Source organism: Rhodopseudomonas sp. BR0G17 (assembly GCF_010907025.1).
GTDB lineage: Bacteria > Pseudomonadota > Alphaproteobacteria > Rhizobiales > Xanthobacteraceae > Rhodopseudomonas > Rhodopseudomonas palustris_H.
Window position 1 is genome coordinate 26994 of the sequence record NZ_QUML01000042.1, and the last position, 13186, is coordinate 40179.

A 13186-nucleotide genomic window follows, 5' to 3' on the forward strand; every position below is an offset into this window, starting at 1 on the left:
GATGCGCTGAGGCCTCCGTGCCAATGGCAGTGCGCTCCCTCTCCCGCTTGCGGGAGAGGGTCGGGGTGAGGGCGCCGCGCGCGGAGAGTCTTGCTATCGCGGAGAGGAGTGCCCTCACCCGGATCGCTGACGCGATCCGACCTCTCCCGCAAGCGGGAGAGGTGAACGATCCGACTATCGAGACTCCGGTCTCGCGCAGCGCATCCCGGAATGACAATGCGAGGCCGTCAGTCGAGCGATAGCACATCGCGCACGCTTGCCGGCCAAGCACTCGTATCGATGCCGTGGGTCGCGAACAGCGCTACCGCGAGGCGATCCATGCCGAAGGCGACGCAGCCGGTGTGGGCTGGATTGCCGTCCGCATCCTCGATGCCCCAAGTGACGCCGAAATGCTCGCGGTGATGGTTGAAGCTCATGCAGGCCGTCGGCTGCTCTTCCGACCGGAGCGGCACGAGTAATTCGAACTTCAGCGCCTGCTGTTGCTGGCTGATCGCCTTCATCTGGCCGACTCTACCGAAAAACGGATCGGATGCAGTCTCGACGCGGAAGGCCAGACCAAGATCGCGGGCGATCGCCTGCGCCTTCACCATCCAGCGCTCACGGAAATCCGCGACATCCTGCGGCGCGCCGATGCAGACATATTCCCGCATCCGGAACGACTGCAGCCGATCCAGATGCTTCGACGGCTCGCGGCGGAAGCAATCGGCGGCGACATCGAAACGCGCGCCGCCCGCCGGAAGCGGACCGCGGCTCGCCGCGATCGGATACACCGGATAGCAGGCCGCGGGTGACAGAACGAGGTCGGCGGGAGACAGCGACGTCGTCCAATCGCCACCGGAATCGAACCGGCTGACCGCCGCGTTGATCTCCTGCTCCGTGCCATGCAGGCCGCAGACGCAACCGAGCAGATTGGGGAAGCTCTTCAGATAGCCCGACTTCTCGAGCTGACGGCGGCTCATCACCGGCGGGAACCGCATCACTTCGGTGCCGTCCTCGCGGTGCCGCGAGATCAGCGCCACCAGCTTCTCGACCACGCCCTCGTACAGCGCGGTGCGCGCATAGACGCCGTCCGCGCCGAGCTTGTGGAACAGGTGCTCGGCCAGGTGATCGAGCGGATCGACCGGCTGAAGCGCGGCTTCGGCCGGCGTGGTGCGGATCGCCATATTCATGAAGCGGCCTCCTCGTTGACGATTGATGGTCGATTTAGTCGCGCAGGCTCGCCGGCACCGGGCTCATCAGATTGGCGGTGCCAATATTGGCGAGGATCCGGTCGTTGTTGATCATCAGCGGTGCGGACAGCACGTCGCGCAAATGACGGCCCAGGGTAAAGTCGCCATCATTGCGATAGCCCGACAGGCCGCAGGCGCGCATCGCGCTCATCACCGTCTCGACCGCAAGTTCAGAAGCTTCGACCTTGAGCAGGTTGATCGAGGACTGGAACTCCAACGAGCTCAGCGCGCGTTCGTCGAATTCATGCGCGGTGTAGGCGTCGAGGTGCGTGGCGATCATCGCCCGCAGCTTGGTCAGCGAGCGCTTGGCGCTGGTGAAGTGCGCCGCGCCGGGCGGCATCTGCCCGCCGGCGCCGCGCGCCGCCTTGCGAACGAACGCCTGCACCCGCTCAACTGCGGCAGCAGCGATGCCGGCCCAAGCCGACGACCAGCTTAGATGCGCCACCGGCGTCATCGTCTGGGCATGAATGCGATCGTAGGATTCGGTGAACACCTGATCGGCGCGGCCACTCGCACGCAGCTCGAATCCGGTGCTGCAGGTGCCGCGCATGCCGAGCGTTTCCCAACCAAGCGTCGGCGTCAGCGTGTAGTCGTCCTTGGTGAACACCACCAGCACCTGATCCGAGGCGGCAGCATCGTCCGCGCGGCGCGCGATGGTCATCACGCCATCCGCTTCGGCGCCGTAGGAGATCACAGTGGCGTCGCGCACCAGCGCAATGCCGGTTTCGGTCCGCTCGATCGCCGCCGCGCTGGAGCGGATGTTGCCACCATTGTTGCCTTCGGTGGTCGACGACGCCAGCAGCATCTGCTCGGCAGCGATCCGCCGCATCAGCTGCTCGTGCCAGGCGTTGCCGCGACCATGGCGGATCAGGCACGCCACCTTGGTTTGGTGCATCGCGACGATCATCGCGGTGGAGGCGCAGGCGCGCCCGAGCGCGTAGCACATCTCGGCGATGTCATGGACCGAGGCGCTCTCACCGCCGAACTCGATCGGAATCTGCGCGCCGAGCAGACCGTACTCGCGCGCTGCATCGAGCGCAGCCTTGGGGAACCGGGCTTCGCGATCGACCGCCTCCGCATGAGCGGCGGCGATCGCCGCGACGTGAACCACGCGCTGCATCAACGGCATTGGCTCGGTGCCGAACTTGTCGTTGGCCGGCTGAGCCGTGAAGTCGCGAACCGCGTTATCGGTGATGATCGCCATGGTCGTGAACTCCCTGATGCGGACGTGCGCCGTGTGTATCGTTCGCGATCGGGATCAGATCGGCTGCGCCGAACCGTCGATCGCTGCTGGTAGCAAGCTATGGATTGGTCAGGAACACGTCGAGGCGAATTCAAAGTGAATCAATTTGGATTCGAATTGAGGGTTAATCGGACTTTGCATCGATCGCGAAAACTTTCGGAATCCTCGTTAGTGTTAAAATTCGAATGAATATGTCGGCACTCGGCAGAGCATTGTCTCCGACAGGCAGTTGCGATTACATCGCTGCAACGATAGCGAGCTGCGCGCACGGACCAAACCGTCCGTGAGGCGCGCTGAAGACTTCGAACACATCAAGGAGATCGCGTCATGCAGGCAGGCTCGGCGGCTGCGGTGGAGAGCAAAGTCCTCGCTCTGGTAGAGTCGATCCTGACGCAGAACGGACTCTCCGGCGACATCAAGCGCGACACGACGTTTGCCGATGCGGGACTGACCTCGATGGAGATGGTCAACCTGATGCTCGCAGTGGAAGCCGAATTCGACATGACGCTGCCGCAGTCCGACATCACGCCGGAGAATTTCACCTCGGCCGCGACGGTCGCGCAGCTCGTGCTGCGACGTCGGCACGCCCAGGCCGCTTAGTTACGCGAGCTTCCCTCCGGAAACGGCCAGCATCACAACCGAACAACGATCAGCAGGAGACGCCCTATGCCCAACGACCTGATCCTCACCTCCCGCACCGACGTCGAGCTGAAGCCGGCGCCGATCGAGCCGTCGTGGATCATCGAAGGCAATCCGGTCGCAACGAACTGCACGCTGTCGCGCAGCGCCGACGGGATGGCGTCGACGATCATCTGGCAGTGCACCGAAGGCAAGTTCAACTGGCACTACGACATCGACGAGACCATCTGCATTCTCGAAGGCTCGGTGGTGATCGAAAGTGCCGGCATGCCGGCGAAGCGCTACGGCCCAGGTGACGTGATCTTCTTCAAGGACGGCGCCAGCGCGCGCTGGCATGTCGAAGGCCACATCCGCAAGATCGCGTTCTGCCGTCGCACCCAGCCGCGGCTCGTCGGGCTGGGCGTGCGGGTCTACGCCAAGCTGCGTTCGATGCTGCTGCCGTCCGCCAATCGGCCCGCACAGTCGCTGCTCGGCGCCAACTGAGCCGATCACCATCGCCGCGGCCGAGGGCCGCACAAATCAGACGGCGGATCGCATGGCGGTCCGCCGCTTTCGTTCGCCAGCCCTACTGAAGTCGGATTGATTTGACGCAAAGAAGCAGTTTGCGGGTTCTGGCATGTCCTAAGGCGAAAGTCGCATTTGGGGCAAAGCAGACGCGATGGACTTTTCTCACGGCAGGTCGGGACGGCCTTCGATTCTCGCGATCGTGTACACCGACGGCGCAGCCGCTTGCAGGCTGATGTCGGATCTCGGCCGACGGCTGCGCGACGCAGGCGTCGTTGTCGCGGGTCTGGTGCCGTATCAGGCGGTCGTCGATGACGGCGGCCCGCGCTGTGACATGGAAGTCGAGGAACTGTCCTCCCACTTCATCCTTCAGCTCGCCGAAGAGCGCGACAAGCAGCCCCACGGCTGCCGCGTCGATCCGGAAGCCGTGCAGGAAGCAGCCGCACTGATCGCAGCCTCGTTCCGCAACGCGCCCGAACTGCTGATCGTCAACAAATTCGGCAAGCTCGAAGCCGATGGCGGCGGCCTCAGCGACGTCATCAGCGACGCCGTGGATCAGGGAATTCCGGTCATCGTCGGCGTTCCCGAGCGGCATCTGGCGCCGTGGCGCTGCTTCACCAGTGGCCTCGCCGAAGAAGCGACGCTGGACTCGCCCCGTATTCAGCAATGGCTGGCCCGCCGCGGCTTCGGCCTGCGACGCGGCACCGTCGGCCCGCAGCACGTGCTCAACTCGGCGGCGTGAGGCGATAAGCGACGGCGGTTCCTAGCGGCCTCACGACTGAGCTGCTCGGTCGCCCGGCCCTTCCCGCTCTCCATCTGTCGCGCTTCATCGACCAATCGACGCGGTTTCCTCGTCGCGCGCAATGCGCTCCATCCTGAGGAGCGAGCGCAGCGCGTCGCGAAGGATCGGGGAGACTGACACTTGTGGCGCATGGTTCAGGACGACGCTGCGTCTCCTTACTATGCGGTTGTGCTCGCCGCGAGCATACACAGCCACAACAGCAGGACCGATCCATAACACCAATGCCCGGGACCAGCCCGGGCATGATGTCTTGCGCTATGAAGCAACCAGGGCCGAAGCGAGCAACCACAGAGGCGCAGGCGGCGCCTCCTGCCTGCGCGGGCCGTCGCCCCAGGCGCGGTGCTCTCAGCCGAACTTGAACAGCACGCCGTAGCCGCCGCGCGGATAGCTCCACTCGATATCGCCGCCGCCTTCGGCCAGCACGCGGCAGGTGCCGCATTCGACGCAGCCGTCCGGCGTCACTTCGACCTGGCCGTTGCTGTTGAGCTCGTAGCAATGCGCCGGGCAGATTTTCAACAACGCCAGCAATTGCGGCGACGGCTTGGTGTGCGGCTTGACCTTGATGTGGGCGTTGCCGACGTCGACCAGATAGCGGTTCTGATACAGCTTGTCTTCGACGCGAACCGGGGCTTCCGTTGTCATCGTCCGTTCTCCGCTTTCTCGAATCCCGCTGAGTTATCGCCACGCCCGCGCGAAGCGGAACGCGTCGCCGAACAATCCGCCCCACGACCGCGCCGAAACGAACGACTTGATCGTGGTCTTTTCCTTCTCGATCTTCGGCGTGCCGTCGACCCGCACGAAGTTCTGCAGCGCCTTGTTGACGAGCTGCGGATAGGTCAGGAAGAAGTTCTGCGAGCGGATATGCAGCAAATCCGGCATATCCTTGTACTTCTTCAGATCTTTCATGACGAACGAGTCGTCCAGCATCTTCTTGTAGAGCGCGAGATTCTCCTTGGTCATCGGATCCTTGCGCGACTTCACCTGGAAGATCGCTTCGGCGGCGATCCGGCCCGAGGTCATCGCCAGGTTCGAGCCCTCACGATGCATCGCGTTGTTGAGCTGCGCGGCATCGCCGACCACGACCCAGCCGTCGCCATAGAGCTGCGGGATCGCCTTGTAGCCGCCCTCCGGGATCAGGTGGCCGGCGTATTCCTTCACTTCGGAGCCTTCGATCAGCGTCGCCACCGACGGATGCTTCTTGAAGCGTTCGAGCAGGCCGTACGGCGTCTCGCCGGTCTTCTGGAAGTCCGACACCAGACAGCCGATGCCGATCGAGATCGACTCCTTGTTGGTGTAGATGAAGCCCATGCCGGTCATGCCCGCCGAGATCGTGCCGGCAGCCTCGATCACCACGCCCTCGTCGCCCTTCAGGTTGAAGCGGGCTTCGATGGTCTCGCGCGGCAGGAAGTGCATTTCCTTCACGGCGAGCGCGACGTTCTCCGGCGACGGGCGCTCGCGCAGCTCGGCCTTGGTGCCGAGCAGGCCGTTGACGCCTTCGGCCAGCACCACGACATCGGCATGCACCTGGCCGCCTTCACGATCGGTGATCACGCCGATCACCTTGCCGTAGGCGTCCTGCACCAGTTCCTTGACGGTGGTTTCGCACAGCACGATCGCGCCGGCTTCCTGCGCCTTGCTCGACAGCCACTTGTCGAACTGAGCGCGGATGATGGTGTAGCGGTTCGGCTTCTCTTCGTTGAAGTCTTCCGAACGGTGATGCAGGCCGGTGTGAGACTTGGCGTCCATCATCCAGAACCGCTGCTCGACGAGGTGACGCTCCAGCGGCGCATCCTCACGGAAGTCGGGCACCAGCTTCTCGAGCATGTCGGCATAGAGAATCGCGCCTTGCACGTTCTTCGAGCCCGGATATTCGCCGCGCTCGATCTGCAGGACCTTCAGGCCGCGCTTGGCCAGGGTCAGCGCCGCGGCGTTGCCGGCCATGCCGGCTCCGACGACGATAGCGTCGAAACGTTCTTCGATCATGGCAGCCTCCTGTTAGCTCGCGATCCGATCGCGGGTGTGCGGCGACAGCCGCTTGCGGAACGCTTCAGTGAGCGCCGGCAGCAGGCGGATCGCATCGGTGACGAGAGCGAGATGGGCGAAATCGAAGATCGGCGCGTTCTTGTCGGTGTTGATCGCGACGATCAGGTCGGAGCCGTCGACGCCGACGCGGTGCTGAATCGCGCCGGAGATGCCTGCGGCGATGTACAGCTTCGGCCGAATGGTCTTGCCGGTCTGACCGATCTGACGGTCGGCCGAAACCCAGCCCTTCTGCACCAGCGGCCGCGAACAGCCGTATTCGGCACCGAGCACGCCGGCGAGCTGGCGCACCAGCTGGAAATTCTCCGGCGAAGCGAGCCCGAGACCGCCGGCCACGACGATGTCGGCATAAGCGAGGTTCGAGGTCGCCTTGTCGCGGTCCGGCACGAAGGCCAGGATCTTGGTGACGATATCGGCTTCGACCAGACCGAGCGGGAATTCGATGACGCGGCCGACCGGCTTCTCGACCCGTTCGGGCATCGACATCACGCGCGGCCGTACGGTCGCCATCTGCGGGCGGAAGTTCAGCGTGTAGATCGTGCAGAGCAGCGAGCCGCCGAAGGTCGGACGCGTCGCGGCGAGCGAGTTGTCGGAGTCGACTTCGAGCTCGGTGCAGTCCGCGGTCAGGCCGGTCAGCAGCGTGGTCGCCACCGCGCCGGCGAGGTCGCGGCCGAGCGTCGTGGCGCCGAGCAGCAGGATCTCCGGCTTATGGGTATTGACCAGATCGGTCAGCGCCTTGGTGTAGGACTCGTTGCGATAATCGGTCAGCACGTCGTCGGCGACGACGTAAGCGAGGTCGGCGCCGTAGCAGAACGACTCGGCGACCGCAGCCTTGGTGGCGTCACCGGTCGGGCCGATCACCACCGCGGCGAGCTCGACGCCGAGCTTATCGGCGAGCCGGCGGCCGGAGCCCATCAACTCCCAGGAGACGGGGTGAACGTGACCACGCTCCTGCTCGATAAACACCCAGACGTGCTTGTAGGCTTTGAAGTGCTCGGGCAGCTCCTTCTTGGCGGCGGCGCGTCCGGCGGGCTGCGGGGCAGGCTTGGCGGGCTGGCTCATCGAAGCGGCTCTCTGTTCGGGTTGTCAGAATCCGCGCGCCAGCTCGAACATTTCGTTCTCGAGCTTGGGCCGGAGCTTGAAGATTTCGTCGATCAGCGCTTCCGCCGGCGGTTGGCCGGCGGCCTCAACGACCTTGGCCTTCTCGGCCCGCGGGGTCGGCGCGAACACGCGCTTCACCACCGTCGGCGAGCCGCGCAGACCGCACTTTTGAATGTCTTCGACGCCGGCGTCCTGCGCACTCCACTTCACCACCTCGGCGCGGGCGGCGTTCAGCGCGTTGACCATCGAGCCGCGGCGCACCTGATTGGTGCCTTCCAGCATGGTGATCAGGCATGGCAGATTGCTGCGCAGCACCTGCACGCCGCCTTCGGAGCGGCGTTCGACTTCGATGGTGCGGGCTTCGAGGTCGAGCGAAGAGACCTTCGAGACGTAGGTCAGTTGCAGGAAGTCGAGCCGCTTGCAGATGCCGGGGCCGACCTGGGCGGTGTCGCCGTCGATGGTCTGCTTGCCGGTGAACACCACATCGACGGCACCGAAGGTGGAGCCGATCTTGCGGATCGCCGCGGCGAGCGCGTAGCTGGTCGCCAGCGTGTCGGAGCCGGCGAAGAAGCGGTCCGTGAGCAGCACGGCGCGGTTGGCGCCGATGGTCAGCGCCTTGCGTAGGGAGTCCTCGGCGGTCGGCGGGCCCATCGTCAGCACCGTGACTTCGCCGCCGAGCTTGTCACGCAGCCGCAACGCCTCTTCGAGCGCGAACAGATCGTAGGGATTGATGATCGTCGGCACGCCCTGGCGCATGATCGTGTTGGTGACCGGATGCACGCGGATCTGGGCCGAGTCCGGAACCTGCTTGATACAGACGACGATATGCATGGAGTGGCTCCGCGCTTGCTGACAGAAGCTTGACGACGGAGACTTATGAGCAAGCCTCGTACCAACTTTTCCGCCGAGGAAAATATCGCGCCAAACCAATCATTTGCGGCGAGCGACTGGGATTGTTACCGGCGCTTCCGAGGGTTGCAATCCGACAACTCCGACACTTGTCGGGAAGGCGACAGCGGCGTGACCGACCAGACATTTCACGCCGCTGTGAGATCACCCGCCAAACACGACATGGATGTGAGAAAATGCGTCTGGCCGGCGCAGCAAAACGGCCCGCCGCTCACGCGACGGGCCGTCGATAGCAGAACCAAGAAGCGGCGGTTACTTCAACGCGTCGAGCGGGACGAAAGCCGGGCGCTTCGGCGTCTTCGGCGCCACCGCGTCCTTCAGCACCTTGAACACCCGCTGATCGAGCGGCGAGGACGCGACGAAATCGGCATAAGCCCGCTCCAGCACCGTCTTGCAGCGGGCAGCGGCTTCGTCGCCCGGCAGGTGCTCGAGATCTTCACCGGCGAGATACTGACCCATGCGCCGGAGGATGTGCAGCCGCGCAACGTTGAGCAGCCTGGGATCGTAATCGACGCCGAGCAGCTCGAAGAAATCCTCGGCGGAGCCGGCGCGTTGCAGCCGGGCCACGATATCGGCGGGTTCGGTGACGGCGGATGTGCTCATCTCGGTCTCCTTGGTGTGTTGTCGCCGCTCAGGCGCAGGTGGTGAGCGTCCGCTCGCGGACCTCGCGCCAGATTGCGATCAGTGTCTCGTTGCCAACCGGGCCCTTGTGGGTGACCGCATAACGGCGGACTTTGGCCAGGATGCCCTGCGCCTCGTCCGCGGTGGCCGGCAGATCGAGCTTGGCGAGCGATGAGGTGATCGCCGACAGCCCGGAATGCTTGCCGATGACGATGCGATTGGAGCGGCCGAACAGATTTGGATCGAGCGACTGGTAGGTGCGCTGATCCTTGAGCAGTCCGTCGACATGTATTCCCGATTCATGGGTGAAGACGTGCTCGCCGACGATCGCCTTGTTGAGCGGAATGGTACGGGCCGCCGCGGTCGCGACCAGATCGGCGACGTTGCCGAGCTCCGACAGCACGATGCCGGTGTCGCGGCCATAGAGCTGCTTCAGAGCCACAGCGACCTCTTCGAGCGGCGCGTTGCCGGCACGCTCACCAAGGCCGATCACCGTCACCGAAGCATGGGTGGCGCCGGCGCGCAGCGCGGCAAGGGTATTGGCGGTGGCAAGGCCAAGGTCGTCGTGGCCGTGAAATTCAAGCTCAAGGTCGGTCGAGGCACGGAGCGCCGCGAGCAGCGCGTGGCTGGAGAACGGGTCGAGCACGCTGAGCGTATCGGCGATCCGAAACCGGCGCGCACCAGATGCCTTTGCGGTGGCAATCACCTCGGCGAGGAATGCGGGATCGGCACGCGAAGAATCCTCGCCGCCGACGGCGACGTCGAGGCCGCGGTCGCGGGCATAGCCGACCACGCGCTTGACGGTTTCGATCGCATTTGAGCGCAGGCCGCCGAGCTTCGCAGCGATCTGTACGTCCGACACCGGCACCGAAACATTGACCATCGATACGCCGGCCTTCAGCGCGGCATCGACGTCCTCGGTACGCATCCGGCACCAGGCAATCGTCGTCAGCGGCAGTCCGGCCTCGACGATGGCGCGGATCGCCGCGATTTCGTCAGCGCCCATCGCAGGCGTCCCGGCCTCGATTTCCGGCACGCCGGCGCGCGCCAATGCGCGGGCGATTGCGACCTTTTCGGCGGTGGAGAACGCAACACCCGGCGCCTGCTCACCATCGCGCAACGTGGTGTCGTTGAGCACGATCGGCGTAGACTGAAAACCGCAGGACTGATCCGGCCGGACGATCTCAGACTTGATCTCAGACATGGGTTGTTCCTTGCGCACTTCCAGACGAACGCCCGACCGCTTGCGGAGCATCATCGGCTCCGAACGGCGAGATTGCCCGCAGCTTGGCGACCACGGCGGGAACGACTTCCAACGCGCGGTCGATGTCGGCATCGGTGTTGTCGCGCGACAGCGAGAACCGCACGCCGCCCCGGACCGCGTCTTCGGCGACTTTCATGGCAAGCAGCACATGCGACGGCTCGAACGAACCGGTCGCGCACGCCGACCCCATCGAAGCCGCAATGCCGGCCCGGTCGAGCAAGGTGATGATCGCCTCGCTGTCGATGAACGAGAATGCGAGGTTCGAGGTGTTGGGGAGGCGCTCGGCGCGAGCACCGACGGCGACGCAATGATCGACCCGCGCCAGAATCTCGCGTTCGAGCCGGTCTCGCAGACCTCGCACGCGGATGTCCTCGTCGGCCATCGCGCCAGCGGCAAGCTCAGCCGCGATACCAAGGCCGACGATGCCCGGCACGTTCTCGGTCCCGGCACGACGGCCGCGCTCCTGCTGACCGCCCTTGATCTGCGGCTTGAAGCGGATGCCGTTCCGGACATACAGCGCGCCGACGCCCTTTGGGCCGTGCAGCTTGTGTCCGGACAACGACAGCATGTCGATCATGGTCGACTGCAGGTCAATCGGGCACTTGCCCACCGCCTGCACCGCGTCGGTATGAAACAGCGCGCCGACTTCCTTGGCTAGCTCAGCCAGATCCGCCACCGGCTGGATCACGCCGGTCTCGTTATTGGCCCACATGATCGACGCAATCGCGACACGGTCCGACATCGCTTCGCGATAGGCCAGAATGTCGAGCCGGCCCTGACGATCGACCGGGATCAAATGAACGCGGATGCCCTTGTTCTTCTCCAGCCAGGCGCAAAGCGACAGCACCGCCGGATGTTCGACCGCCGAGATGATCACCTCACGCCGCCGCGGCGCAGCTTCCAGCGCGGACAGGATCGCGGCGTTGTTACTCTCGGTGCCGCCCGAGGTGAAGATCAGCTCATGCGGCTGCGCGGCGCCGATCAGCGCCTGGACGCGTTCGCGCGCCCGCTTGACCGCCAGCGCGGCGTGACCGCCGAGCCCGTATTTCGATGACGGGTTGCCGTAGTACAGCGAGAAGTACGGCAGCATCGCTTCGACGACGCGCGGATCGGTCCGCGTCGTTGCATTGGCGTCGAGATAGACGATGTCTGCCGGCTCGTTCATGACACCGGCACCACGCGTAGCGGCCGGCCGAACTTCTCGGCCAGCTTGGCCTGGACACCCGACAGCGTCACCGACGAAAGCTGGCAGCCGACGCAATTGCCGGACAGCCGGACATAGACGATGTTGCCGTCGAGGCTGACAAACTCGCAGTCACCACCATCGCGCTGCAGATGCGGCCGCAATTCTTCGACCGCCTCGGCGATCAGCGCCTCCTGCGGCGGCGCATCGACCAGTCCGGCCGGCGGAGGCGCCGGACGTGACGGCGTGGCCTTGGCAATCGGGCGCAGATGCGCGGGCGTCGCCTTGGCGGCAAAGATGTTGGCGGCCGGCGGCGGTGCGCCGTGCGGCTTCAGCTCGGTGGCGCGCGGCGTCGCGGAGCCGATCCGGTAGGCGTCTTCGGCCGCGATCAGGCCGTCCTCGACCATCTCGGCATTGACGCGCGCGAGCAGGGATTCGATCTGCTTGAAGCAGGTACTGCAGCTGCCGGCAGCCTTGGTGTAGGCGGTGACGTCGTCGAGACTGGTCAGCCGATTGAAGCGAATGGTGCGCTCGATCATCATCTGGCCGACGCCGAGGCACTTGCAGGCCGGCGGCGCATCGGCCTCGGCCACTGCGGCCTTGCCGCGATACGAACCGATCGCCTGCTGCAGGGCCTCGAAAGTCATCACCGCGCAGTACATCCGCTCGCGCGGCAGATCGCCCAGGTAGTCGGCGATCGCCGCGGCGCTGATGCCGCTGGCTTCATCGATGGTCTTGCCGGTGATCATGTCGGTGAGGGCTGCCGAGGCAGCGATCGCCGAGCTGCAGCCGAACGCCTGAAAGCGGGCTTGCGCGATCCGCCCGTCGTCGGGCTCGACCTTCAGCATCAACTTGACGGCGTCGCCCCAGCCGATGCTGCCGAACCGTCCGACCGCATCAGCCTGCGGCAGCGGACCGGCATTCGGGGAAGTGGAGAAATGATGATCGAACTTGCCGAGGCTGAGCATGGCCCGCTCCCGTGGCTGGCGCTGCGCTTAACCGAACGACTTACCGCAACCGCACTTAGTGCCGGCGTTGGGGTTGTCGAACGTGAAGCCGGAGCCTTCCAGGCTCTCGACGAAGTCGATGGTCATGCCGGACAGCAGCGGCTGCGAGTCCGGATCGATGAACACCTTGACGCCGCCGGCTTCGACCACGGCGTCATCGACCCGCGGCTCGGCATCGAGACCGATCAGATATTTGTAGCCGGCACAGCCGCCCGCCTCGACCATAACGCGCAGCCCGGCTTCAAGCTTGCCGGCGCGCGACATCGCAGCCTTCACAGCGGTCCCGGCTTGTTCGGTGAGAATGATCATGGTCGGCCTCCATTTGTTGGGTCCGACATCAACAAGTGCAACCGCTGTGCCAGCGCGGGCACAGACGACAAGCCACTGATTTCGTGCAAAATTATCAGCACCCGACAATGTCGGACGTCCGACATGGTCGCGAAGCCGACGGTTTCCGACAATCGCTCGCAGCTATTCACCTCAAGGCCGCAAGCATCGCGCCTCCTTCACCCTCCCTGGAGGGGAGGGTCGGCACGCAGGCCGCGAAGCGGAGTGCGTGACGGGGTGGGGTGAGCCGCTGGCACGGCAGATGAACTCTTCGCCACCCCGCCCCGCTCGCCACGCGAGCGCCCCGCCCCCTCCGG

14 protein-coding genes are annotated in these 13186 nt (G+C 65.0%); 3 read left to right on the plus strand and 11 right to left on the minus strand.

Going from position 1 to position 13186, the window contains the following annotated elements; all coding sequences use genetic code 11:
• Nucleotides 1-227: 227 nt before the first annotated feature.
• Nucleotides 228-1169 (minus strand): amino acid--[acyl-carrier-protein] ligase, encoded by a 942-nt coding sequence (locus tag DY467_RS22885; RefSeq protein ID WP_164639197.1) that lies wholly within the window; start codon nt 1167-1169, stop codon nt 228-230.
• Nucleotides 1170-1203: 34 nt separating this feature from the next.
• Entirely contained in the window at nt 1204-2433 is a 1230-nt protein-coding gene (locus tag DY467_RS22890) for an acyl-CoA dehydrogenase family protein (RefSeq protein WP_164639199.1), read from the minus strand.
• 366 nt (nt 2434-2799) lie between these two features.
• Here DY467_RS22890 and DY467_RS22895 point away from each other — a divergent pair, with 366 nt between their 5' ends.
• The 3 genes from DY467_RS22895 (at nt 2800) to DY467_RS22905 (ending at nt 4357) form a co-directional block, all read left to right on the plus strand.
• Complete coding sequence (locus DY467_RS22895; protein WP_164639201.1) at nt 2800-3072, plus strand: phosphopantetheine-binding protein; 273 nt, start codon at nt 2800-2802, stop codon at nt 3070-3072.
• Between the two features lie 66 nt (nt 3073-3138).
• Nucleotides 3139-3594 (plus strand): cupin domain-containing protein, encoded by a 456-nt coding sequence (locus DY467_RS22900; protein WP_164639203.1) that lies wholly within the window; start codon nt 3139-3141, stop codon nt 3592-3594.
• Nucleotides 3595-3769: 175 nt separating this feature from the next.
• The gene (locus DY467_RS22905; RefSeq protein WP_107346145.1) at nt 3770-4357 is read left to right on the plus strand and encodes a DUF2478 domain-containing protein; all 588 of its coding nucleotides are present in this window, start codon (nt 3770-3772) and stop codon (nt 4355-4357) included.
• 405 nt (nt 4358-4762) lie between these two features.
• Here DY467_RS22905 and DY467_RS22910 read toward each other — a convergent pair whose 3' ends face one another.
• The 9 genes from DY467_RS22910 to DY467_RS22950 form a co-directional block, all read right to left on the minus strand.
• Nucleotides 4763-5059 (minus strand): ferredoxin family protein, encoded by a 297-nt coding sequence (locus DY467_RS22910; protein WP_107346146.1) that lies wholly within the window; start codon nt 5057-5059, stop codon nt 4763-4765.
• Nucleotides 5060-5092: 33 nt separating this feature from the next.
• Nucleotides 5093-6400 (minus strand): FAD-dependent oxidoreductase, encoded by a 1308-nt coding sequence (locus DY467_RS22915; RefSeq protein WP_107346147.1) that lies wholly within the window; start codon nt 6398-6400, stop codon nt 5093-5095.
• Between the two features lie 12 nt (nt 6401-6412).
• Nucleotides 6413-7519, minus strand: a complete 1107-nt coding sequence (locus tag DY467_RS22920; RefSeq protein WP_107346148.1) for an electron transfer flavoprotein subunit alpha/FixB family protein — start codon at nt 7517-7519, stop codon at nt 6413-6415.
• A gap of 24 nt (nt 7520-7543) precedes the next feature.
• The gene (locus tag DY467_RS22925; RefSeq protein ID WP_107346149.1) at nt 7544-8389 is read right to left on the minus strand and encodes an electron transfer flavoprotein subunit beta/FixA family protein; all 846 of its coding nucleotides are present in this window, start codon (nt 8387-8389) and stop codon (nt 7544-7546) included.
• A gap of 330 nt (nt 8390-8719) precedes the next feature.
• Complete coding sequence (gene nifW / locus DY467_RS22930; RefSeq protein ID WP_164639205.1) at nt 8720-9070, minus strand: nitrogenase stabilizing/protective protein NifW; 351 nt, start codon at nt 9068-9070, stop codon at nt 8720-8722.
• Between the two features lie 28 nt (nt 9071-9098).
• Nucleotides 9099-10292, minus strand: coding sequence for a homocitrate synthase (gene nifV, locus DY467_RS22935; RefSeq protein WP_164639207.1), 1194 nt, complete (start codon nt 10290-10292; stop codon nt 9099-9101).
• On the minus strand, nt 10285-11517 hold the full coding sequence (gene nifS, locus DY467_RS22940) for a cysteine desulfurase NifS (protein ID WP_107346152.1): 1233 nt from the start codon (nt 11515-11517) through the stop codon (nt 10285-10287). Before nifS ends, nifV begins: the two co-directional genes overlap by 8 nt.
• On the minus strand, nt 11514-12503 hold the full coding sequence (nifU, locus tag DY467_RS22945; RefSeq protein ID WP_164639209.1) for a Fe-S cluster assembly protein NifU: 990 nt from the start codon (nt 12501-12503) through the stop codon (nt 11514-11516). The genes nifS and nifU overlap by 4 nt, the downstream gene beginning before the upstream one ends.
• 27 nt (nt 12504-12530) lie before the next feature.
• On the minus strand, nt 12531-12851 hold the full coding sequence (locus DY467_RS22950) for a HesB/IscA family protein (RefSeq protein WP_013504427.1): 321 nt from the start codon (nt 12849-12851) through the stop codon (nt 12531-12533).
• Nucleotides 12852-13186: the final 335 nt, after the last annotated feature.